Genomic DNA, 23,444 nt, shown 5'->3' on the forward strand with positions numbered 1-23,444 from the left:
AGTACGACTGATAAAAGCGATTTAACCAGATATGACCACTCCAAACGATGCCGCCTTACCTGACGAAAACCCATCAAACCCTATAGATAATAGCATTAAGAGCCCATCAAATAGTCACACAGAAGATGCCGCAGCAGACGAGCTAGCACCAATGCGTCTAAAAGACCGATTTCGTAAGTTTCTACCTGTCGTCGTTGATGTGGAAACTGCCGGCTTTAATGCGCAAACCGATGCTTTACTAGAGATTGCCTGCATTCCTGTACTACTGAATGAGCAAGGTGTGTTTTATCCTGGGGAAGCATTCAATGCTCATATCGAACCCTTTGAAGGCGCGAATCTTGAGCCAAGTGCCCTTGCCTTCACTGGCATTGATCCCAACAATCCAATGCGTAAAGCCATTGCCGAAGACGAAAAAACAGCACTACGCCGTATCTTCAAAGGGTTAAAAGAAGTACGCCGTACTGAGGACTGCCGCCAGTGCGTCTTAATTGGGCACAACGCCCATTTTGACTTAGCATTTTTGAATGCGGCAGTGCTGCGTACCAATAACAAAAGTCACAACCCGTTTCATAACTTTTCAGTTTTTGACACAGTGACTTTATCTGCGCTGGCATTTGGTCAGACAGTACTAGCACGGGCTTGCAAGGCAGCGGGGCTTGATTTCGATGGTAATGATGCACATTCTGCCCTATACGATACACAAAAGACTGCTGAGCTGTTTTGTCATATCCTAAACCATTATCCTATGCTGGCTAATGCGATGCATACTGAAGAAAATAAAGAGGATTCGACTGAGAGTAGTCACAAATAATCCATTTATCACATATCCTATATTGCCAACTACCCATAATAGTGCTATTTGTAATACTTGATGACTTTAACATCTTGGTTTTACAATCAATAGGGATATAATTGATATCACAATAAATCAGCCTCTTGTCTAACCGTTGAATATCATATTGTGTAAAACAATTCAAAAAACAGATAAGTTGTTGTAATTACTCACATTAGAACGTCTCGTTATATCCTATAGATGGTTTAAGTTGCCCACATTGTCTCGATAGCCCGTACGATTCATGCTATCGAGGCGTAATAGGAGGGACTCTATTATGGATCCACAGCTTAAGTTATGGGGAACCATCCTCGGTTATATGCTGCTCGCATTGACTATTAGTGCTTGTACTTCTCTATGGATTCGCTATCATTTAAAGCGCAATGACTTACATCCTCGCCGTGCGATCAAAAAAAGATACTTAATTTTAAAAAGAAGAAGAAAAAGGCTTGACAGCAAGAGCAGACGCTATTAAAATATGCACCACTTCAGCATAAAGGTGAAAGCAGCTGAGGTGTTGTGTTACTAGTCCCCATCGTCTAGAGGCCTAGGACACCGCCCTTTCACGGCGGTAACGGGGGTTCGAATCCCCCTGGGGACGCCACTATTTGGCGTCACTTATTAGCAAGTTTGCTGCAAAGCATCTGATAAGACTAATAAGCGTACCACCAAAAAAGCCCAATCACATACTATTGTGATTGGGCTTTTTTTATGCCTGTTTTTTATATCATGAGGTTCTTGATATCTTAGCACTCAGTTCGTCATCGCCGATTTACTTGATAAATTAAGCATAATTAATCTTATACATAAGATTCGGTATTAAGTTCGCTCAAGATATTAAGGTATATTTACTAAGCGTCGCTATCTATGGTTTCTATACCTAACTTGATGTTTTGTTTATTTATTGAACTCTTCACCATAAATTTAAGCAAAAAAATCCAGCATTGAATACTGGATTTTTAAGTCAAACAGTCTATTTTTACAAAAACTACCAAATCTTATCTGATAGCATTAGCCACAACAATGTCATCACAATCATGATACCGAGTACTGTTTGAATCAAGAAGAATGCTTGATGCTGACCAACAACCTTACTTAACGTCACCCCTAACGTGCTGTACTTGATAGGTGGCGTGTCAATATTGCCAGTTCTTGCTTGTTCCTCATAATACCCTTGTAAGATATCTAAAAATTCGCGCCATGCGTTAGAGCCCCAATCATAGGGTTTAAATGGCATGAGTTTTTTCAGCTCAGGCTCTTTGGTCATCCAACGTTCAAGTGTAATGGAGCGTAGAGACCAGTTCGAAAAACGGCGTTCGGTAATTTCTGAAAAATCTAAGATTTTTAATTCTTTATGTCGATCATCTAATAATAAGCGATTCTTTAGATTGGTTAAATCTTGTTCTGACCCTTCTGCACATTGAAAAAAGTAGCCATTGCCATAGCAAAGAATACCCGTAACATTATCGGCTTGGTTCCGCTCAATCGCGACCTCTGAGATGTCGTTAAGCGTGCTGGGGCTTGAAAGACCAGTCGAAGTAATTTGGCTTATATATATAAGCTGGCAGAGATCTGTCGTCACTGGATTTGTCGAATCGTTGATTGTTGACAATCAGCTTCTCCCTATTTTTAGGTAAATGTAGCTAAGACAACCATACTAAATTTAGAAAAAACATAGAAACAAGATCTTTGAAAATATCAAATAGGCTTGGTATATTATTGATTTTATAAATGTTTATATTAATTGTATTAAGTTGGTTACATCATAGGCTAGTTTAGTCATCAAAGCAATATATGTTTATCTTATATCATTAATTGAAAAAACCAAACAATAATTCGCAATTATTTATATCGAAAACTTGCACTGTGGTTTTTGGGAAGCAATAGGATAAATAGGTAATATGGGAGGGGAAAGTGATGATAAAAACCGTCACCAATGAGCGATAAGACCACCGGCTCATTAATGAGATTGATACAGACTGATGGCTATTGCGAGTGTTTAATTATTTTTAGTCTACTCAGAACTGAGCGGTAATAATCGCTGCGAGCAAGATAGCATCATCAGGATAGGTAAGCTTGATATTCTGGCGACTGCCAGTCACGAGGCGAATGGGTAGGTCTAAATATTCAAATGCACTGGCTTCATCAGTAATGGTGAGCTCGTGTTCAGCGACATAAGTTAATACTTTTTGCAGCTGACCTAAGCGAAATACTTGCGGCGTTTGTGCTTGCCACATATGACGGCGATCGATAGTACGTTTAGCGTAAGAATGTGGGCTGCTACTCACTGTCAGGTTAACTACAGCCGTCTCACCTACAAGCTCAGATTGAGCGGTAGACTGCGGATAGGATTCCTTTAAAGTATCAGCCACCGGTGTCGCTAAGATAGCACCATAGGGCTCTAGCATCGCCGCTTCGATGACCTCTTCAATATCATGACTGGGAACCGCAGGACGCGCAGCATCATGAATAACAACCAAATCTGAATCGTCAGCTCCCGCCTCAATAATCGCCTTTACCCCTGCCTGTACCGACTGCCAGCGCTCAGTGCCGCCCATGGCATAATGTATGGGTAGCGCAAAGCTTAATGTCTGTGCCGTACTGTCATCTGCTGCGATGACTAATAAACATGTATCAATATAAGCACTACTAGCAAGCCGTGCCACACTATGCTGTAGCAAGGTCTGCCCTTGCAACATCGTATATTGCTTGGCAATAGAGGCACCAAAACGACTACCGCGACCCGCAGCAACGATCATAGCATGTACATTAGGTGTGATGTTCATAAGGCAATATTCATAAAGTAGTATTCATGGTTAGAACCCATGACAGTATTGCTAGGGATAGACTAGGAATAAGATTTCTATTATAGACAATAGAAGATCATAATTTTAGACAGTTAAGAGCAATTAATAACGGCTATGCGTCGTGGGCGCCGTAGATACTTGTACAAAGGTCTCGTTCGGCTTAATCAAACCCAAATCTAAACGAGCGTGCTCTTCCACTGCCTCAAGACCAGTTTTTAAGTCATGCACATCAGTACGCAATAAGTTATTTGCTGCCACTTGGTTTTCGTTTAAGCGTTGTTGTTCTTCGATTTGAGTCAGCAATTTATTATGCTCAAAGCGACCATTTTCGCCCAGCCAATACTGATATTGCAGTCCCAAAAGGACGGCAACGGCTAGAGCAAGTAGCATAAATTGGCTAAAGTATTTCATAAGATAATAACGCCAAACAACATAGAGACAATAATAAAAATAAAAAACCAGCTAAGCTTGCTAGGCGATATATCACCAGATTAATGATGACATATCGCCTAGCTGTAGCAAGAAATCTGGCTTGTTAACCACGTAGACCGATGAACTCTTCACGACCACGGTAGCTTGCACGTACTTGTTGCTCGATACGTAGCAGCTGATTGTATTTTGCCACACGGTCTGAACGGCATAGTGAGCCAGTTTTAATCTGACCAGCAGCCGTACCAACGGCTAAATCTGCAATGGTGCTGTCTTCAGTTTCACCTGAACGATGTGAGATAATGGTTGCATAGCCATTTTTCTTCGCTAGATAGATCGCATCTAGCGTTTCTGATAAAGTACCGATTTGGTTAAACTTAATCAAAATTGCATTGGCAATATGCTTATCAATACCCTCTTGCAAGATAGCAGGATTGGTCACAAATAAATCATCACCAACCAACTGAACTTTATCACCAATCTGCTCAGTCAAATATTTCCAACCATCCCAATCAGACTCGTCAAGCCCGTCTTCGATAGAGATAATAGGATATTGACGCGCCAAGCCGACTAGATAGTCTGAGAATCCTTGGCTATCAAAGGCTTTGTTGCCTTCGCCTGCCAAGATATATTGACCATCTTTATAAAACTCACTAGCCGCACAGTCTAGCGCCAAATGAATGTCTTCGCCCGCTTTATAGCCGACTTGCTCAATCGCTTGCATAATAACGGTGATGGCTTCTTCATTGCTACGCAGGTTTGGCGCAAAACCACCTTCATCACCAACCGCAGTATTTAAACCTTGTGATTTCAACACAGATTTCAAGCTGTGGAAAATTTCTGTACCAGCACGTAATGCTTCTGAGAAGCTAGTAAAACCAACAGGCTCAATCATGAACTCTTGGATATCAACCGTGTTATCCGCATGCTCACCACCATTCAAGATGTTCATCATCGGTACAGGCATCGTCAGCGACGTCTGATTGCGCAAGTTGGCAATATATTGATGTAATGGCAGATTTTGTGACTTAGCAGCGGCTTTTGCAGTGGCAAGAGACACCGCTAGCATGGCATTAGCGCCAAGGCTATCTTTGTTTTCTGTGCCATCTAGCGCAATCATTGCATCATCAATGCCTTGCTGTTCGGTGACGTCTTTATCCATCAACGCGCTGCGAATTTGGCTATTGACGTTAGCAACGGCTTTTTTGACGCCTTTACCCATATAGCGACTTTGGTCACCATCACGTAGCTCAAGCGCTTCGCGTGAACCAGTTGATGCACCACTTGGCGCAGCAGCACGACCGATAGTGCCATCAGCTAAGATTACATCAGCTTCGATGGTTGGGTTACCACGCGAGTCTAAAATCTCACGGGCGCGAATGTCTTTAATTGCGGTGACGTTGGTGGTTTCTTCAGCGTACATAATGTCTGTTAATTCCTTTGGTCATGCCAAGTTTGTGGGATAAATAACGGCAACTAGAATACAAAAAAGATAAAGCAAAATATCGTATAGTGCTATGCTCAAACCAGCTTTGCTTATCTATATAGTCAGCAAGTTTTGAGCAAGATTAAAGGTGGTTTTAATACTTTAATCGTCAGCTATAGTGCTTGGCATCATAGCATAAATTTTGCCAAACTTCCCTTATCTTGCACCGACTGGCGCTGATAAAATCACACTTAGATAAACAAATTACCAATTATGGATTTGTCTCAGCACCTATAATATTAAAAGCCATATGACTCTTATACTTTTGTTAGACGTTCTGTTTTAGCGTGGGAGCCAGATACTGTGTTATCCAGCTCAACCTTTGTTTTAAATTGGGTCAAACGTAACGCATTCATTAATACTGAAATAGAGCTAAGCGCCATCGCAGCGGCGGCAATCATAGGGTTTAAGAAACCAAAAGCGGCCAGCGGAATACCCAAGCAGTTATAAATAAAAGCAAAAAACAGATTTTGCTTGATGTTGCGCACTGTTGCATTAGCTATTTTTTGCGCGGCATCAATATGCATCAGTGACTCACCCATCAAGCGGGCAGACGCACTATGCTGGGCGACATGTGTGCCTTCAAACATGGCAAAGCTTGCATCGGCAGTTGCCATCGCTGGCGCATCGTTGACACCATCACCTGCCATTGCAACTTTATGACCAGCCGTTTGCAACAAGGCAATTTGACTGGCCTTATCACGTGGGCTCATTTTACCATAAGCCTGCTCAATACCCAGCTGCCCTGCCACATGATCGACCACAGACTGCTTATCACCACTCATCAAAATGACATTGATACCTGCATCTTGTAGCGCAGTAATAGCCTTCGGAGTATCTACTTTTAAGTCATCGGCTAGGGCAAAAGCACCCAAAGCTTCATCATTAATACTGACGGCAACGGTACTGGCAATTTGCCATACCTTTGGCATCAGCTTAGGCAGTGTTAAGTTAGCAAACTCTGCGGTACCGACTTTTACCACACCCAAACCTTCAATATTGGCTTGTATACCAGCGCCTTTAATGACACTAATATCAGTCACATTCATCAACGGCAAGTTTCGCTCAGTAGCCGCGTTAACCAATGCTGTTGCTAGCGGATGACTGGCATGTGCTTCAACGCTTGCGGCTATTTGTAACACATCATCGACTGCGATCGATTTATCCACCATCACATGGTCCACGATAGTCGGCTTACCAATGGTCAAAGTACCTGTTTTATCGAGCACTACTGTATCGATGTTGCCTGCCGCTTCAAGGCTTTGTGCGTCTTTGAACCAGACACCATGACGAGCAGCAACGCCCATACCAGCCATGATAGCGGCTGGCGTTGCCAAACCTAAAGCACAAGGACATGCAATGACCAACACCGAGACGGCATGCATCAAGGCAGTATCAATCATGCCAGTCAGCCACCACGTCACCCCAAAGGTGATAAGCGCAATGGCAACGACGACTGGGACGAATACCGCCGTCACTCTATCGGCAAGACGGGCTAAATTGGCTTTTGAGCCTTGGGCATCGCTGAGGGCTTGTACCATATCACCAAGCTTTGTATCACTACCTTTAGCACTGACGCGGTATAACAAGCTGCCATTTTCAACCAACGCCCCTGCCAATAATTTATTTCCCACTTCTTTTTTGAGCGGTACCGACTCACCCGTTAAGTGACTCTCGACACACCAGCCAGCACCATCGATAACCACCCCATCGGTTGCAACTCGGCTGCCTTGCTTGGCACGCAAAATATCACCAACTTGCACGTCTTTAAGAGCAACATTATGAAAATCACCATTAGGCTGCTGCTGTTCGACTTCATCGGGCGTTAAAGACAATAATAAATCGATACTATTGAGGCTGTGTTTCTTAGTACGCTCTTCTAGATACTTACCCGTACGCACAAAAGCAATGACCATGACGCCTGCTTCAAAATACACCGCAGGACTGCCATCCGCACCGTGACCACCAGCATGACCACTTTGCAGCAAACTGTTTAAAGTGCCATCGCCATGGGTCAGCCACAGATAAGTTGAATACGCCCAAATAGTCACGGTACCGATGACGACTAGCACGTCCATATTAGCAAGACCACCTTTAATCGACGCCCAAGCGCTTTTGTAAAATGGTAAAGCAAATCCAAACTGTACAATGGTCGCTAATATAAACTGAGTCCAAATCGGCGGCATCCACGCCATACCCTGACCAACGAGCATACCTGCCATACCAACTAAAAACGGCACCAAACAAACCCATAACCCAATCAAGCGCCATGGGTACTGAGTCGCGGTATCTTCATCTGTTTTTGCAAACAAACTATCGGCCGCCTGCAAATTGGCAACGAAGCCTGTTTTATTTACCCATTCTGTTACTTGTTCAGGCGTTGTCTGGGTCGGATTATAATCAACATTCGCAGTCTCGCCAGCGAAGTTTACACTCACCTCGTATACCGACGGCTTTTTGTTGAGCACCTTCTCAATTCGCGAGGCGCAGGCTTGACACGTCATCCCCTCAATTGCTAGCTGCAAGTGTGCACGCTGCGGCGCGAGCGGCGTATTGGATTGGATATCAGTTTTTACATCGTAGGCGTTATGATTGTCGGTTTGGGTAGTATCATTCATAAATAAAACTCGGTATGGCGTTTATGCGTTATGGCGTTATAAAGTCGTCTGAGCTAGGACAGCAACTCAGTGGATGGAATATCTAAGTCAAACAAATAGCACACTTTTAAATTTGATATTGGTATGGTCGAACTGAATAATGAGTACGCTACTATCAATAATTTTTAACCATTAAAAAACCAGCCTTGATAGCCGGTTTTTTAATACAAATGAAGCAGGTTAAGCATTGGCAATAGTGGCATCAAAGCCTGCATCGTCGATAGCAGCAGCAATTGTCTCTACACTGGTTTTGCTATCATCAAAAGTAACCGTCGCTTGATTATCTGCCAGCTCAATACTGATATCGTCTAAGCCATCGATATCGGCAGTGGCGTTATGAACACTGGCCACACAGCCACCGCAAGTCATGCCATCAATTTTAATAATACGTGTTTGGTTTGCCATGAGAGGCTCCTTATTTTTGTAACTGAGTTTTTATAGGTAAATACTTTTATTAAAGAATTGCTTTTATAATTGTCTTTTTAAGACGGCTATTTTTTATGACCTTATAAAAATAGCACTTAACCAGCTTAAGCCCTATCACGGTTAACAACAAGACTCTTTGGTTATCACTTTATTAATAGAATCGTAAATAATGGAACCGTGAATTTATGCCTAAGTGACAGACAATAGCGCTTATTTTAGAATAACGTCTAATCATCATGACGTGGGTTTTGCGGTGCATCAAGAGGAAACGGCTGGGTCACATAATCGACAGTACTGATTGCCGCCGTAAACGCATGGATACTGGTGTCTGTATCTTCATAACGTATGGTGGCAACATTATTATCAGGATCAAGCTCGATGGCCGTCACCCCTGTGATATTTTTCAGCGCTGTCATCACACTCTTTAATCCTTCATCATCATCGATATTTTCGATACTGACTGTTGCTGTTTGCATCGCCATGATCTCAGCCTCTTATTGTCTGTGAATACATTAATGGGTATCTAACACCTCAAAGCCTTTAACCAAATCATCAATTTGCTTCAACTGACGCAAAAACGGCTCTAATTGGCTCATACGTAGCGCACACGGACCATCGCATTTTGCAGTTTCTGGATTTGGATGCGCTTCTAAAAATAACCCTGCCAGTCCTGTCGCCATCCCTGCTCGTGCCAATGTTGTGATTTGTTCACGGCGTCCGCCCGCACTATCGCTACGGCTGCCTGGCTGCTGTAAACTATGCGTCACATCAAAAAATACAGGGATATCCATCTGCTTCATGGTATCAAAACCAAGCATATCAACGACCAAATTATTGTAACCAAAGGCACTGCCGCGCTCACAAAGAATTAACTTATCGTTACCACCTTCAAGGCATTTGTTAACGATATGACGCATCTCATGCGGCGCTAAAAACTGTGCTTTTTTGATGTTAATAATCGCATCTGTCTTCGCCATCGCATGTACCAAATCTGTCTGACGTGATAAGAATGCAGGTAGTTGGATGATATCTGCGACTTCAGCAACGGGTGCCGCTTGATACGGCTCATGTACATCCGTGATAATAGGAACTTGGAATTTTTCTTTGATTTGCCCCAGCCAATCAATACCCTGCTCTAATCCAGGGCCTCGATACGAGTGCAGGCTTGAACGGTTGGCTTTATCAAAACTGGCTTTGAAGACATAGCCAATGCCCAAACGCTGACATATTTCGACATATTGCTCTGCAATCTCGAAGGCCAATTCCTTTGATTCTAAGACATTCATACCACCGAACAACACAAATGGCTGGTCGTTGCCGATATTAAGAGTATTGCCATTTGGCGTAGTAAGTTTGACATGTGATTGCGCCATTGATAAATGTTCCATTAAGTCGTTACCCTCTTTATTGTTATTAATATTTCTATCCCATATTGTAACCGATAGACTCAGTAAAAAAAGGGGTTAAGCGTAATTGCTGACCAACCATTAGAAAAATTGTCATTTTTATTGCTTAAAAACAATCTCATTCATAGCCACAGTCATAAAATTAAACGCAAAAAAAGACCAATCCGAAGATCAGTCTTTTTTATACATGTAAGTTTTTATACGTTAACGATTATTTGTTTTCGTTATAGTTCTTAGCCGCTTTTACAAAGCTGTTGAACAGTGGATGACCACCGCGTGGCGAGCTGGTAAATTCAGGATGGAACTGTACGGCGACAAACCAAGGATGATCAGCAATCTCGACCGATTCTACTAGATGCTGCTTGGCAGAATAACCAGATATGGTCATGCCTGCTTGCTCTAATGGCTCGATATAGCGATTGTTCATCTCATAACGATGACGATGACGCTCAGTGATATTTTTGGCGCCATAGATTTGGCTAAGCTTGCTACCAGCAACCAATTCGGCTTGCTGCGCGCCTAGACGCATGGTGCCGCCAAGGTCAGAGTCATCGCTACGAATCTGTAATTCGCCGCGCTCATCTAACCACTCAGTGATGAGACCAATGATAGGCTCTGCCGTTTTGCGATCAAACTCAGAAGAGTTGGCATCGATTTTGAGTACATTACGCGCGTACTCAATCACTGCTAGCTGCATACCAAGGCAAATACCTAAATATGGCACGTTATTTTCACGAGCATAAGTGATGGCTTTTATCTTACCATTGGTACCACGCTCACCAAAACCACCCGGTACTAGGATGGCATCGGCATTGTGTAGCTGCGCCAATAAGCTGTCATCGTCTTCTAGACGCTCAGCATCAACATAGTCAATTTTGACATCGGCTTTATGAGTGATACCAGCATGCAGCAGTGCTTCGTTGATCGACTTATAAGCATCAGGTAACTCGACGTATTTACCAACCATCGCTACCGTAAGGCTCATTTCAGGATTAAGCTGCGCTTCAACCACTTTATCCCAATCACTCAAATCTGCTTCTGGTACATCTAAACCAAAACGCTCACAGATCAAATCATCAAGATCCTGCTCATGAAGCGTGCGTGGAATCTGATAAATACTTTGCGCATCTTCACACATAATAACCGCACGCTCTTCCACATTGGTGAACAGCGCTATTTTGCGACGGTTGTCTTGCGAGATGTGGTGATCAGAGCGGCAAATCAATATGTCAGGCTGCAAACCGATAGAACGTAGCTCTTTTACTGAATGCTGCGTTGGTTTGGTTTTGGTTTCGCCTGCACTAGCAATGTAAGGAACTAGCGTCAAATGCATCAGCATAGCTCTATTGCGACCAAGCTCTACTTGCATTTGGCGGACGGCTTCCATAAATGGTAACGATTCGATGTCACCAACAGTACCGCCAATCTCAATAATAGCGATATCATAACCTTCACCACTGGCTAAAATTTTACTCTTAATTTCATCAGTGATATGTGGAATAACTTGTACTGTACCACCAAGATATTCACCACGGCGTTCTTTATTTAGAACGTTTTGATAGATACGACCACTAGTAAAGTTATTGCTCTTACTCATTTTTGAATGGCGTAAGAAGCGCTCATAGTAACCCAAATCTAAATCAGTCTCTGCACCATCTTCGGTGACGAATACTTCGCCATGCTGGAATGGGCTCATCGTACCTGGATCGACGTTGATGTACGGATCCATCTTGGTCATCGTGACGGTTACGCCACGGGCTTCTAAGACCGCTGCAAGAGAGGCTGCGGTGATACCTTTTCCTAGTGAGGACACTACCCCACCGGTCACAAATATAAACTTGGTCATAGTACTCTGTCGGTAATTGGTAAAGAAGGATTTTACTAAAAATACGTCAAAAAATATAGGGCAAAAGCATAAACTCTTTGAAACATTCAGTTTTTAGTACTTAGCTATTATAACGCACTACCCACTCAAAAAGGATATAACAAAAAAAACTCACCCCGAAGGATGAGTTTTTATAATCAGATTCTAATGCTTAGATTAGAATTTGTATTCTAGACCAGTACCAACTACGAATACTTCAGCATCGCCTTTTACCTTGGCAAGTATGTCTTTATTAGTAATAGGATCTTTAACACCAGTGTTATACATAGTATTAACGTTATCAGCATTGTTCATACCAGCATAGGCATGCATGATGATATTGTCTTTAAAGAAGTACTTACCGCCAACAACGATCTGATCTGATTCAGCGTTATCAATACCAGCTAGATTGTCAGTCTTGTTGTACTGAGTGTAAATAGAAGCTGGACGTGCAAAGTTAGCTAGCGCCATTTGAGCACTCACAACTAGACCTTTTTCTTTTTCAGAACCAGTAAAGTCATAATCTGCAACCTGATACAAAGCACCGAGTGTTATAGGGGCTGCGATGTATTTTCCTAAGTCTACAGTTGCAGTACCACGGATGATATCACCATTGATGTTTTGGTCTTTGTCATAAGCCACACCAGCAGTGAAGCCTGTACCTTGGTCAAACATCATTGCAACACCGAAGCCCGCATCATTGTTGAAATTATCATCATCAGAGCTATACATAGCATACAATTCTAATGGTAGGTTATTGTATTTTGGTGCAGCCCAGATCACTGAGCTATTAATACGACCACTATCAGCCATATTCAACGCTTCAACAACGTCGTCTTCCATTTCATTCGTACCCATGTTATCCCAATAGCCTTCGTTAACAACAACGTTGTTAATTTTGTCTAGGCTAGATTGGTTTTTACCAACACGGAACTCACCGAATTGTTTGTTATTAATACCTAGGTATGTATCACGGTTAGAGAAAGTATCATTATCACCATCGATGCTTGTGCCATACTCTAATTGATAAATAACATCAGTATTAGCAGTCATGGCTTCAGAGCCTTTGAAACCTAAACGTGAAGAATGAGAGTTGATTTCTATTGTATCTTCATCAAAGTCATTTACATTACCAACTGAATTATATTCAGCATTAACGTAGTCGGCAGCTAAGAATGCTTTACCATAAACAGTTGGTGCTGCATTGGCTGCAGATACAGATAGGGCAGCAACTGCTGTAGCTAAAAGTAGTTTTTTCATGGGGTATCTCCACTTTACAATTTTAGTAATAAGCTAGCTATTATTAGCTGGTGCTCATAATGGTATCGTCACAAATCCTCAAAGATATAATGTGTAACTGGCTACCGAGATTAGTCAGAAACAAGTGTGGCGAAGTTCTATTACAGTAAGATGAAAAAAACAATGACTTACATAACTGGGATTAAAAAGTAACTGCCATGTAATCTTAGGTCTTTATCGCTCCGTTGCGTAACATCCGTTACCAAACTCATACTTCGAATACAAGCATAACAACTTTGACATAATTTGCAACATTTTTTTTAGATTTTTAAACCCAGTATTTGTTGAATGCCATATCTACTATAGAATGTAGGTCATTGTAAAAAAATCCCTATCCGCTCAAATAGATAAAGATATTATTGATTAATATAATTACTAAGAACTTGAAACTAGCGTAATCAATATCCTTTAATTAACAAAAATAAAGCCCTACTTGTTCATTAACAAATAGGGCTAATAGAAAATAATAAATGTGATTTATGACATACTGACAGTCACAATTGAGATCGGAAAATTGCTACAAGAACAGTAAAAAAGGGATTTTCACTGCTCTTGTTTCCAGACTATAACCTTAGTCAATGGCTATCACAGACTTCTTATTAAGTATAAAAGCCAATAACAAGCCTCATTTAGTCATGACAGTATCATAATAGAATGTCAAGTATGCCATATTTTAATGTTAACCTGCACAATATCAACAGCCTGCTTTTAGATCAAGGCGTGCCTGATGTAATAATGGCTCAGTATAGCCACTCGGCTGCTCGCGACCTTTAAACACTAAGTCACAGGCGGCTTTGAATGCATAAGAGTTGTCAAAGTTACCTGCCATTGGCTGATAGTCACTATCGCCTACATTTTGCTCATCTACCACTTTTGCCATACGCTTCATCGTATCCATCACTTGCTGCTCGCTCACGACATCGTGATGCAACCAGTTGGCAATATGTTGACTTGAGATACGTAAAGTCGCACGGTCTTCCATTAGACCCACATCATTGATATCCGGTACTTTAGAACAACCAACGCCTTGGTTTACCCAACGCACGACATATCCTAAGATGCCCTGAGCATTATTGTCTAGCTCTTGCTGTTTCTCTTCATCAGTCCAATTGGTATTTTTTGCTAATGGAATGGTCAAAATGTCGTCTAAGCTGGCACGCTCACGTGATTTTAGACTGTCTTGTACCTCAGCAACGCTCACTTGATGATAGTGCATGCTGTGCAAGGTTGCCCCTGTTGGTGATGGTACCCATGCGGTACTGGCTCCAGACTTAGGATGTGCAGCTTTGGTATCCATCATCTCTTTCATCTCGTCAGGCTTCGCCCACATGCCTTTACCAATTTGAGCAACACCCTGTAGACCAGTCTCTAAACCGATATCAACGTTCCACTGCTCATAAGCTGGCTGCCATACTTGTGACTTCATCTCACCCTTAGGTACAAATGGACCTGCATTCATGCTGGTATGCATCTCATCACCAGTACGATCTAAGAAACCTGTGTTGATGAAAATGACACGCTCTTTCGCTTGGCGGATGGCTTCTTTCAAGTTGACCGTCATGCGGCGCTCTTCATCCATGATACCGATTTTGATGGTATTACGCTCTAAGCCTAATAAGTCTTCTACTGCGTTGAATAAATCGTTGGCCATTTTTACTTCTTCAGGACCATGCATTTTTGGTTTAACGATATACATTGAACCTTTACGTGAATTCGATAGCGCATTTTTACCTTTAAGGTCATTGAGCGTTAATAGTGGTGTAATCAAGCCATCCATTAAGCCTTCAAATATTTGTTCTTGACCATCACCCAAGTCGACCAATATTGCAGGGTTTTGCATGAGGTGACCGACGTTACGAATCAGTAATAATGAACGACCTGGCAGGATAAGCTTACCACCATCTGGGGTGGTGTATTCACGATCTGGGTTTTGCTGACGTGTGCGGGTTTTGCCACCTTTTTCAAAGGTTTCTATCAAATCACCATTCATGAGACCAAGCCAATTGCGATACACTTCTACTTTTTCTTCTGCATCGACGGCAGCGATTGAGTCTTCACAGTCTTGAATTGCCGTAATAGCTGACTCAAGCAGCACATCTTTGATATGTGCAGGGTCGTCTTTACCGACTGGATGATTGGCATCTATTTGAATCTCTGCATGCAAACCGTTGTTTTTTAATAAAATACCCGTTGGGCTTTCTGCATCACCGACGAAACCAACGAATTTTTCGGCATCTTTTAGCTCAGTACTGCTATCACCTTGGACAATTTTAAGCTTACCATCGACCACTTTAAAGCCGGTCGCATCGTTATATGAACCTGACACCAAGGCAAAGTTTTCATCTAGGAATTGTTTGGCATAAGCAACGACAGCAGCACCGCGAGTTGGGTTGTAACCACCTTTTGCTTCTTGACCATTTTCGTCACTGATAACGTCAGTACCATATAAAGCATCATACAAGCTGCCCCAACGAGCGTTGGTTGCGTTCAATGCGTAGCGCGCATTACGTACTGGTACGACCAACTGCGGGCCTGCAATATGAGCAATCTCGTCATCGACATTTTCTGTGCTAACTTTAAAATCATCGCCTTCTGGCAACAGATAGCCAATCTCTTGTAAGAATGCTTTGTAAGCAGGATAATCAATGTTTCCGTCTTTGGCAGGATGTTGCAGGTGCCACTGGTCAATCTGCGCTTGAATCTTGTCACGAGTTGCGAGCAATGCTTTATTGCGCGGCGTAAACTCTTTAATGACCTTTTCAAAACCTGACCAATAACTGTCTGAATCAACACCGACTTTCGGCAGCACTTCGTTTTCAATAAAGTCATACAATTGCTGGTCGATGGCAAGAATGCCTTTTTGAATACGATTCGCGTTAGAAGACTGGCTCATGTTGTTATCCTTATCTGTTCGTGAGGGGTGTGAATACGAAGTTGCTACCGCAATGATTACACATTGTCGGTCTTAGACATCTATTCCAAATTTAGATGAAATACTAAGCAAACCTACTGATATATCATACAAGCTTGTGGTGATTAGCGAATTAACTATTTATGCTATGCTATTAACCTATATTTTGCCGCTTTAGCCATTAGCATGGTCAAAGCATTTATAACGGATGATGGTATCAACCTTGCTTAATGTGCTCAGTGTACGATTTGAGCTCGGTTGCCTTGCACCTACTGTAAACGGTTTCAACTGCATAACATTGGCAAGCATCATCACTGCGACAACACAATATGGCAACACATCAATAGTAAGACAAAATAGCGCTTAAGCAAAATATCATCCTACTATCAAATAAAGAAATAAACAAGAAAACATCATTCACTAGATAAATACTGGGGTTGTATTATAATGATAACCTATATGACACAAGCGCTAAGAGGCTTTATTAGTGCTTATCGATCAATACTTGATATAGCATAGACAAACTGTCAGTAATCATTACTCCATAGATTTATGCTTAACCGTTATCTATTTAATATTAAAAAGAGACCTTTTAAACGTTCGATTATGGCAAAAACTATGAATAAAGAAGATATAAGAACCAAGAACAGTAACGACAAAGTTATGAACGACAGCAATATAAAAGAACCTCGTATAGTAAAAGACGAGATAGAAGAGGACGATGTCGATATCACAAAGCTACGCACCCCGATCAAGGTTGACCTATCTGCTGTTTATAGTTTTTTGGGTGCGCGCACAACGCAAGCTTGGGTTGATGCGGCTATTGCAAATGTACCACTGATCATTCAAGATCATGCGAATTGCGAAAAAAAAGCCGCTGGCACTGCCATGAATCTCATATTCCGCTATGAGTTTTCTTATGATTTGCAGCGTAAATTGGCACAATTGATACGTGAAGAAATGCTGCATTATGAGCAAGTCTTAGGTATTATGAATGACCGTGGTCAGGCGTGGAAATATCTGAGTGCCGGACGTTATGCCAAAGGCATGCTAAAACAAAAACGTACTTATGAGCCAGCAGCGATGGTTGATATATTGATAATTGGCGCATTTATCGAAGCACGCTCTTGTGAACGTTTTGCCGCCCTTGCTGAAGTCATCGACGACGAACGTTTGGCAAAGTATTATCGCTACTTACTTAAGTCAGAGAGTCGTCACTTTGAGGATTATTTAGCCTTGGCTCAATCACTGTCTGAGGACAGTATTGATGAGCGTGTCGCATTTTTTAAAGAAGTAGAAGCAGAACTGATTTCTAGCCCAGATCATGAGCTACGCTTTCATAGCGGCACACCTGCTTAAATACGTAAGATTAGGCATCACTTTATATTATATACCCTCTTATACAGTAAAAATTATACAGACAATAAGTGAAGTAACTAGCCAAGTTTAATGCTCTGGTCTGCTGCTTCACTTATTAGCTTTTTATTTGAACTTCGTTATAGCAGAATGAATGGTTATTTATCATCTTTCATTAATGAGCTGTCGTACTGTTTACTATCCTTCGCAACATGATGAGGATCGTGATCATTGGTTGCCCTTTCTGCCGCTGCTGGATTGACTCTTTGTAGCGCATCATCAGGTACGATGCCATGGTTATCGTTCGCATCTCTTAACTGATGGTCTTCTTGGTTGACAGCCTTGTCATCTGGCGTATTCATCATTACTCCTTATTATCATAATAGTCATTCTATAAAGATAAAAAAATCTGTAATTAATCTTTTTCATCAGGATTTAACACTCGCGTTTGGGCATTATCGATATTTGCATAACGATTCATGTTGTTAATACCTTCGCTTTTGGATGTCTCGCTAACCATCGTATGCTCATTCACGCCATCATCAAAGGCGTTACCTTCTTGGTCTCGGCGATCAGGCTGACGTGCAGGGTTGTCATTATCATTGACATGCTCTGAGTTGACGACGCCTTCTTTGAAAGTATCCGTTCCTTTATTTTCAGTGATGTTCTTTTCAATGCCACTATCAGTATCACTATGCTCCTTGTCATTAGAAGTAGGACTACTAGAGAAGCTATTAGCAGAATCATGACTATCAATTAAGTCATCATTTTCACTGATGCGTGTCTTGGTGAGTGCTGGGTCATTGGTTTGCATGGCTATATCCTTATTATTGTTATTCGTGTTTTGGCAATTGCTTAATGTGCTTAGAGTTTTGATGGCGGTTTAGCAAATGGTGAGCCTAATTTAATACCCAACTCAACCTAGCCTGTAAGCCGTACTATTCATTGCCTTCTTGGCTTAGGTCATAGGCATTCAAATCTGCGACGTTCTTGCCACCAGCGGGTAAATTCTCTTCTTTACGAGGGTCAACATATATCTCGTCGGTTTCTTGCGACTCTTGTTGTGGGCCATCGATATTAGGTTCGTGCTTACGACCTTCATAACTGTCTTGTGCATTGTCTGGGTGTAAGGCGGCTGGATCACGAACTGGTACCGCTTCTTCGTGATTTGGATGAGTATTATTTGGCATTGCAGTTTCCCTCGCATCAATATGTCATTAGGGCGTGTTGAACATTCAAAGTTTCAACCAAAGATAAGCACAAGCGAGAGCCACCGTATTCTCATAACTTTGCTTGAGCTTATCAAATCTAGTTGCAACCGCCCTGTAGTTTTTTAACTTAGCAAAAGCATTTTCTACTAAGTGTCGAGCCTTGTACAAGTGCCAGTCCATATGGTTATTGGTGGACTTAGTATTCTGTTTTCGAGGAATATTATTGAAGCAACCTGCTCGTTCAATATGCGCTCGCAGTGGATCAGAATCATAGCCCTTATCGGCACATAGTATGTCTGTACTACTTAAATTAATCTCATCAATTAAGTCTGGAGCCACCTTTACATCGTGAGTCGTGCCATCTGATAGGATAAAAGTAATAGGGTTGCCATGAGCATCAACTGCTAAATGAATCTTGGTTGCGCGTCCTGCCACACTTTTACTAATGGCTTGTTCCACCTCATTGCTACCATTACTGTGCTGATGTGCTTTAATGTGTGTGCCATCGATAAACACCCATTCACAGTCTGAGTCTTTAGTTAATAAAGCGAACAGTGCAATCAGTTTATTGCTACGAAACCAGCGCTGATAAGCCTTGTAGACGGTATTAGGCTTACCAAAGTAAGGTGGCAGATCACGCCAAGGACAGCCAACACGCATCCGATATAATACGCCTTCAAAGGTTTGTCTAAGATTCCCTTTGTCATAGATATTAAGTTCTAGTAATATAGGTCTTAGTCTTGTCCAGTGTTGATCTTTGAGCATTGTACGAGGCATAGCAAACGATGTCTTTTTTGTGTGAGAACTTAAAGACTAACCGTTTGCTATTTTTTTGCTACTATTTTATTCCCAATGTTCAACACGCCCTAATAGATAAAATAAGTTAATCTAAATGTTTATATCACAACTTATTTATCATTTATCCGTACGTAAATCATCTTCAATAAAAGAAGTTTGCTCGTCTTTATTTAATGCCTCAGGCACATCGACCGCTTTATTATCTTTGAGATTCCGCGCAATTTGCTGACTATCTGCTTGCTCAGCAGCTTTTTTGATATCTGATGTGTCGTTATCGGTATTGCTCATGAGGTGTTTCCTATTTTTATAATTCGTTGATTTAGGCAGTCCCTACTCTTTTTAGTAATACGATCAATTTTGCATGAATTACTAGAGTGCTAATTATTTATTACACTATCAAATCCGTTTAATAATAGCGTGAGGTCTGACCTTGATTATAAGGATGAGATGACGGACTGCACCAGTGTGCTGCCGTATCAATATGTGAATAAATGTGAGGTTACAAGACAGTTTGTAACTTAGACAAATCGTTTATCCAAAAAAAACCAAGCATAGAAAGTACTCTATACTTGGTATTTTGCTTGATATTTATTGATTGTAAAGACGTCTTTATCGCTTTGAAGATGTCGTTGAAATATTAAGCTAGCTTGATGCATCAACGCCATTAATCACTTTTAATAAATACTCTTGAGCGGTATGCGGCGTTTCACCTGCGGCTGGTTGCAGCTGCTGCCAAGCACCATCACAGCTAAGTATCCACGCTTGGGTATTGTCTTTCAGATAGTTAAGTAAACCGTCTTGATATACTTGTTTAAACAGTTTTTTGTCTTCGATTGGAAACGCCACTTCGACGCGATGGAATAAATTACGATCCATCCAGTCTGCACTACCACAATATAAGCGTTCGTCGCCATTATTATAGAAATAATAAACACGCGTATGCTCTAAAAAACGCCCAATAACAGAGCGTACAGTAATGTTTTCTGACAGACCTTTTACTTGCGGACGCAAACAACACATGGAGCGTAAAATGAGCTCGATTTTGACGCCTGCTTGCGAGGCATCATATAACTTGCTAATCAATCGACGTTCGGTTAAAGCGTTAACCTTAACGATAATATGAGCGCGCTTGCCGGCTTTCGCATGAGCAATTTCATCATCGATAAAACTTATCAACTTATCATGCAAGGTAAAAGGCGCATGCAGCAGCTTTTTGAGATTGGCAGGCTTACCCATTCCCGTCAGCTCTTGAAATATATTATGTACATCCTCTGAGATATCAGGATCTGCGCTAAATAAACCATAATCGGTATAAACTTTGGCATTGGCGGCATGATAGTTGCCCGTCCCTAAATGCACATAGCGGCGGATTCGATCATCCTCACGGCGCACAATAAGCATCAGCTTGGCGTGGGTTTTATAGCCGACAATCCCGTACACGACGACCGCACCCGCTTCTTGCAAATAATTGGCGACGGCGATATTAGAGGCTTCATCGAAACGCGCACGCAGCTCGATGACGGCAGTGACTTCTTTACCATTACGAGCAGCAGCAGCCAATGCTTTAACGATTTCTGAATTGGTGCCTGAGCGGTACAATGTCTGCTTAATCGCTAACACTTTTGGATCGCTCGCCGCTTGCCAAAGCAGATTGATAATCGGTGAAAACGCATGAAAAGGATGATGCACTAGCACATCGCTTTTACGCATGGCGGCAAACATACTGGTTGCTTTGTCCAGCTTATCCATCTCACGACGGAACTCTTTTGGCACCACATGGGTAAAGGGCTGATAGCGCAGCGCTGGAATATTGAAATCAAACAATAAGCGCGTTAAGTTGACAGGACCATTGACGCGGTACAGCTGATTGTCATGCAGCTCAAATTCATTAAGCAAATAATCACTGATAGGCGTTGGACAATCGGTGGTGACTTCTAGCCGCACTTTATCACCGAAGCGGCGGTTTTCTAGCTCGCCCTCCAGAGCCTTAGCAATATCTTCAACATCATCAGCCAAATCTAAATCGGCATTGCGCGTCAGTCTAAACTGATGGCAGCCCGTCACACTCATCCCAGGGAACAGCTCACCGATATGCTCATGAATAATAGCTGAGAGCATGACGTGATGCTCTTTGCCACCTGTCAGCTCATCAGGCAGGCGAATCACGCGCGGCAAACTGCGCGGTGCGGGCACAATCGCTAGATTGATATCACGACCAAAGGCATCTTTACCTTCTAAAGTAGCGATAAAGTTTAAGCTCTTATTGACCAAACGCGGAAACGGATGCGCCGGATCGATGCTAATCGGTGTCAACACTGGCGATACTTGCTCAGTGAAGTAGCGCTTCATCCATGCCGACTGCTCAGCATTTAGCTCGTCGCGTTTTAGATAACGGATATCCTCAAGCGCCAGTGCTGGTAAGATATCTTCATTGAGAATACGATATTGCTCAGCGATGGCGTCGTGCATTACGGTAGATATCTCATTCAGCACTTCACTGGGACGCATGCCATGAACACTGGTCGAGACATCACCCATATTGAGCTTTTGCATAATGCCTGCGACACGAATCTCAAAAAACTCATCAATATTCGATGAGAAAATAATCAAGAAAAACAAGCGCTCAAGTAGCGGATGACGAGGACTTGCTGCCTGCGCTAAGACACGTAAATGAAACTGTAATAAAGACAAGTCGCGATTGATATAACTGCTGGGTGAATAGCTGCCGTCTTCTGAACGCTGCCATGCAACCTCAGTTAAATTGTCATTGCGACTCTCTGTATGGCTTTTATTATCAACTGCTATCACTGTATTATTGCTATCAGTGTCCTGCTTATTATTCACATCCATCACGTCACTACTCCTTTGCGTTATCGATACGCCATCATCTTCAATACCAATTGTCTTTTATAATCGCTTTTTCACTAAGAAATTTATCAGGGTTCTTTTTTCATCCATTACTACTCGAAACTATCACTTGAAACTGCCATTCAAAACTATCACTTAAAACCGTCACTTAAAACTATCATTCAAAAACACAGCGCTATTTATTAAATGGTCATAGGTACAATCCATTAAGCCGATTGTGGTAACACCGCATTGCTCATGCGCTTTTTGATAATACGTTGTTTATTGCGTAAACGTCTATCACCCTGATTGTCTTCGTAGTATTTTGGATTGGTCAACATAGCGATAAGTAAGGCTGATTCATCACGGTTCAGCTTGGCAGCAGATTTATCAAAGTAATGCTGAGCGGCTGCTTCGATACCATAAATACCATTGCCAAACTCTGCCACATTGAGATAAGCAGTCAAGATACGCTGCTTGTCCCATAATGTCTCAATCATGACAGTGATAATCGCTTCCTCAATTTTACGAACATACGAGCGATGCGAGGTCAAAAATAAGTTTTTTGCTAGCTGCTGGGTAATCGTCGAGCCACCAGCGGACATCTTACCCGTCTCTTCATTTTTCTTACGTGCCGCCTCAATGCCTTTGAAATCAAAACCATTATGCTGACTAAATGTCGAATCCTCACTCACTATCGCGGCTTGTTTGGCAGATTTTGCGATGGCATCGTATTCAGCCCAAGTTTGGGTGACAGTACCGCCCGTCAAACGATGAGTCAGCATAAACATGCTGTTATTAATCGGCTGCGTTTTCCAAATTAATAGTAGCCCAGCAACTAATACATGAAATGCAACGACCAATAGCATGATTGCCATCAATAATCGTTTGAAAAATTTGCCAAAACTTGCCATGCGCGATATCCAAGTGATTGAAAAGGTAATAAGATGAGCTGAAGAGCCAGTAATTAAAAACAGCAGGTCATCTTACCTAATCTCACAATCGCTGTCATTATTTACCCCACTTCTTTATCATGCCATAGAGTCTACGTAAAAAAATCAGGCTGTATTTATGCTGGCAATCGAAGTCCTAAAAACCGAAACTTTGTGACAAGT

21 protein-coding genes and 1 tRNA gene are annotated in these 23,444 nt (G+C 42.0%); 4 read left to right on the forward strand and 18 right to left on the reverse strand.

The window, feature by feature from the left end; translation table 11 throughout:
• Window positions 1-151: 151 nt before the first annotated feature.
• The 3 genes from rnt (at window position 152) to AK822_RS10800 (ending at window position 1,436) form a co-directional block, all read left to right on the forward strand.
• Window positions 152-811, forward strand: a complete 660-nt coding sequence (gene rnt, locus AK822_RS10795) for a ribonuclease T (protein WP_201600334.1) — start codon at window positions 152-154, stop codon at window positions 809-811.
• A gap of 298 nt (window positions 812-1,109) precedes the next feature.
• Window positions 1,110-1,307 (forward strand): hypothetical protein, encoded by a 198-nt coding sequence (locus tag AK822_RS14920; RefSeq protein WP_157292410.1) that lies wholly within the window; start codon window positions 1,110-1,112, stop codon window positions 1,305-1,307.
• Window positions 1,308-1,360: 53 nt separating this feature from the next.
• Window positions 1,361-1,436: transfer RNA gene (locus tag AK822_RS10800), tRNA-Glu, on the forward strand.
• A 384-nt stretch (window positions 1,437-1,820) separates the two neighbouring features.
• Here AK822_RS10800 and AK822_RS10805 read toward each other — a convergent pair.
• The 11 genes from AK822_RS10805 to AK822_RS10855 form a co-directional block, all read right to left on the reverse strand.
• Window positions 1,821-2,444, reverse strand: a complete 624-nt coding sequence (locus tag AK822_RS10805; RefSeq protein ID WP_045444510.1) for a BLUF domain-containing protein — start codon at window positions 2,442-2,444, stop codon at window positions 1,821-1,823.
• Window positions 2,445-2,850: 406 nt separating this feature from the next.
• Complete coding sequence (gene ispD, locus AK822_RS10810) at window positions 2,851-3,618, reverse strand: 2-C-methyl-D-erythritol 4-phosphate cytidylyltransferase (RefSeq protein ID WP_060491647.1); 768 nt, start codon at window positions 3,616-3,618, stop codon at window positions 2,851-2,853.
• Between the two features lie 123 nt (window positions 3,619-3,741).
• Window positions 3,742-4,050 carry an FtsB family cell division protein gene (locus AK822_RS10815; protein ID WP_055125147.1) on the reverse strand — a complete coding sequence of 103 codons (309 nt, stop codon included), beginning with the start codon at window positions 4,048-4,050 and terminating at the stop codon, window positions 3,742-3,744.
• 124 nt (window positions 4,051-4,174) lie between these two features.
• The gene (gene eno, locus AK822_RS10820) at window positions 4,175-5,491 is read right to left on the reverse strand and encodes a phosphopyruvate hydratase (RefSeq protein ID WP_055125148.1); all 1,317 of its coding nucleotides are present in this window, start codon (window positions 5,489-5,491) and stop codon (window positions 4,175-4,177) included.
• Window positions 5,492-5,811: 320 nt separating this feature from the next.
• Complete coding sequence (locus tag AK822_RS10825) at window positions 5,812-8,172, reverse strand: heavy metal translocating P-type ATPase (RefSeq protein ID WP_060491648.1); 2,361 nt, start codon at window positions 8,170-8,172, stop codon at window positions 5,812-5,814.
• Between the two features lie 219 nt (window positions 8,173-8,391).
• The gene (locus tag AK822_RS10830; protein ID WP_060491649.1) at window positions 8,392-8,616 is read right to left on the reverse strand and encodes a heavy-metal-associated domain-containing protein; all 225 of its coding nucleotides are present in this window, start codon (window positions 8,614-8,616) and stop codon (window positions 8,392-8,394) included.
• Between the two features lie 248 nt (window positions 8,617-8,864).
• A complete protein-coding gene (locus tag AK822_RS10835; RefSeq protein WP_060491650.1) occupies window positions 8,865-9,119 on the reverse strand; it encodes a heavy-metal-associated domain-containing protein in 255 nt (84 codons plus the stop codon).
• A gap of 30 nt (window positions 9,120-9,149) precedes the next feature.
• A complete protein-coding gene (gene kdsA, locus AK822_RS10840; RefSeq protein WP_060491651.1) occupies window positions 9,150-10,010 on the reverse strand; it encodes a 3-deoxy-8-phosphooctulonate synthase in 861 nt (286 codons plus the stop codon).
• Between the two features lie 244 nt (window positions 10,011-10,254).
• Entirely contained in the window at window positions 10,255-11,889 is a 1,635-nt protein-coding gene (locus AK822_RS10845; RefSeq protein WP_060491652.1) for a CTP synthase, read from the reverse strand.
• Window positions 11,890-12,084: 195 nt separating this feature from the next.
• The gene (locus AK822_RS10850) at window positions 12,085-13,167 is read right to left on the reverse strand and encodes a porin (protein ID WP_060491653.1); all 1,083 of its coding nucleotides are present in this window, start codon (window positions 13,165-13,167) and stop codon (window positions 12,085-12,087) included.
• Window positions 13,168-13,900: 733 nt separating this feature from the next.
• Window positions 13,901-16,099, reverse strand: a complete 2,199-nt coding sequence (locus tag AK822_RS10855; RefSeq protein ID WP_060491654.1) for a malate synthase G — start codon at window positions 16,097-16,099, stop codon at window positions 13,901-13,903.
• Between the two features lie 681 nt (window positions 16,100-16,780).
• On the opposite strand from AK822_RS10855, the gene AK822_RS10860 reads away from it, so the two are divergent.
• The gene (locus AK822_RS10860) at window positions 16,781-17,476 is read left to right on the forward strand and encodes a MiaE family protein (protein WP_205628085.1); all 696 of its coding nucleotides are present in this window, start codon (window positions 16,781-16,783) and stop codon (window positions 17,474-17,476) included.
• A gap of 155 nt (window positions 17,477-17,631) precedes the next feature.
• Here the strand turns inward: AK822_RS10860 and AK822_RS10865 are convergent, their stop codons facing one another.
• From AK822_RS10865 to mtgA, 7 genes are all read right to left on the reverse strand, one after another.
• Window positions 17,632-17,835, reverse strand: coding sequence for a hypothetical protein (locus AK822_RS10865; RefSeq protein ID WP_060491655.1), 204 nt, complete (start codon window positions 17,833-17,835; stop codon window positions 17,632-17,634).
• 53 nt (window positions 17,836-17,888) lie between these two features.
• Window positions 17,889-18,287 carry a hypothetical protein gene (locus AK822_RS10870; protein WP_060491656.1) on the reverse strand — a complete coding sequence of 133 codons (399 nt, stop codon included), beginning with the start codon at window positions 18,285-18,287 and terminating at the stop codon, window positions 17,889-17,891.
• A gap of 124 nt (window positions 18,288-18,411) precedes the next feature.
• Entirely contained in the window at window positions 18,412-18,663 is a 252-nt protein-coding gene (locus AK822_RS10875) for a hypothetical protein (RefSeq protein WP_055125157.1), read from the reverse strand.
• A gap of 45 nt (window positions 18,664-18,708) precedes the next feature.
• Window positions 18,709-19,461, reverse strand: a complete 753-nt coding sequence (locus AK822_RS10880) for an IS5 family transposase (RefSeq protein ID WP_060490363.1) — start codon at window positions 19,459-19,461, stop codon at window positions 18,709-18,711.
• 138 nt (window positions 19,462-19,599) lie between these two features.
• Entirely contained in the window at window positions 19,600-19,770 is a 171-nt protein-coding gene (locus AK822_RS15015) for a hypothetical protein (RefSeq protein WP_167541676.1), read from the reverse strand.
• 354 nt (window positions 19,771-20,124) lie between these two features.
• Window positions 20,125-22,332, reverse strand: a complete 2,208-nt coding sequence (ppk1, locus tag AK822_RS10885; protein ID WP_060491657.1) for a polyphosphate kinase 1 — start codon at window positions 22,330-22,332, stop codon at window positions 20,125-20,127.
• A 224-nt stretch (window positions 22,333-22,556) separates the two neighbouring features.
• Window positions 22,557-23,243, reverse strand: coding sequence for a monofunctional biosynthetic peptidoglycan transglycosylase (gene mtgA / locus AK822_RS10890; RefSeq protein WP_045453173.1), 687 nt, complete (start codon window positions 23,241-23,243; stop codon window positions 22,557-22,559).
• Window positions 23,244-23,444 lie beyond the last annotated feature (201 nt).

Source organism: Psychrobacter sp. P11F6 (genome assembly GCF_001435295.1).
GTDB lineage: Bacteria > Pseudomonadota > Gammaproteobacteria > Pseudomonadales > Moraxellaceae > Psychrobacter.

Coding starts and splice junctions, on each gene's coding strand:
- rnt (WP_201600334.1), top strand. CDS start 152: ATGCGTCTAAAAGACCGATTTCGTAAGTTTCTACCTGTCGTCGTTGAT.
- AK822_RS14920 (WP_157292410.1), top strand. CDS start 1,110: ATGGATCCACAGCTTAAGTTATGGGGAACCATCCTCGGTTATATGCTG.
- ispD (WP_060491647.1), bottom strand. CDS start 3,618: ATGAACATCACACCTAATGTACATGCTATGATCGTTGCTGCGGGTCGC.
- AK822_RS10815 (WP_055125147.1), bottom strand. CDS start 4,050: ATGAAATACTTTAGCCAATTTATGCTACTTGCTCTAGCCGTTGCCGTC.
- eno (WP_055125148.1), bottom strand. CDS start 5,491: ATGTACGCTGAAGAAACCACCAACGTCACCGCAATTAAAGACATTCGC.
- AK822_RS10825 (WP_060491648.1), bottom strand. CDS start 8,172: ATGAATGATACTACCCAAACCGACAATCATAACGCCTACGATGTAAAA.
- AK822_RS10830 (WP_060491649.1), bottom strand. CDS start 8,616: ATGGCAAACCAAACACGTATTATTAAAATTGATGGCATGACTTGCGGT.
- AK822_RS10835 (WP_060491650.1), bottom strand. CDS start 9,119: ATGGCGATGCAAACAGCAACAGTCAGTATCGAAAATATCGATGATGAT.
- kdsA (WP_060491651.1), bottom strand. CDS start 10,010: ATGGCGCAATCACATGTCAAACTTACTACGCCAAATGGCAATACTCTT.
- AK822_RS10845 (WP_060491652.1), bottom strand. CDS start 11,889: ATGACCAAGTTTATATTTGTGACCGGTGGGGTAGTGTCCTCACTAGGA.
- AK822_RS10850 (WP_060491653.1), bottom strand. CDS start 13,167: ATGAAAAAACTACTTTTAGCTACAGCAGTTGCTGCCCTATCTGTATCT.
- AK822_RS10855 (WP_060491654.1), bottom strand. CDS start 16,099: ATGAGCCAGTCTTCTAACGCGAATCGTATTCAAAAAGGCATTCTTGCC.
- AK822_RS10860 (WP_205628085.1), top strand. CDS start 16,781: ATGAACGACAGCAATATAAAAGAACCTCGTATAGTAAAAGACGAGATA.
- AK822_RS10865 (WP_060491655.1), bottom strand. CDS start 17,835: ATGAATACGCCAGATGACAAGGCTGTCAACCAAGAAGACCATCAGTTA.
- AK822_RS10870 (WP_060491656.1), bottom strand. CDS start 18,287: ATGCAAACCAATGACCCAGCACTCACCAAGACACGCATCAGTGAAAAT.
- AK822_RS10875 (WP_055125157.1), bottom strand. CDS start 18,663: ATGCCAAATAATACTCATCCAAATCACGAAGAAGCGGTACCAGTTCGT.
- AK822_RS10880 (WP_060490363.1), bottom strand. CDS start 19,461: ATGCCTCGTACAATGCTCAAAGATCAACACTGGACAAGACTAAGACCT.
- AK822_RS15015 (WP_167541676.1), bottom strand. CDS start 19,770: ATGAGCAATACCGATAACGACACATCAGATATCAAAAAAGCTGCTGAG.
- ppk1 (WP_060491657.1), bottom strand. CDS start 22,332: ATGGATGTGAATAATAAGCAGGACACTGATAGCAATAATACAGTGATA.
- mtgA (WP_045453173.1), bottom strand. CDS start 23,243: ATGGCAAGTTTTGGCAAATTTTTCAAACGATTATTGATGGCAATCATG.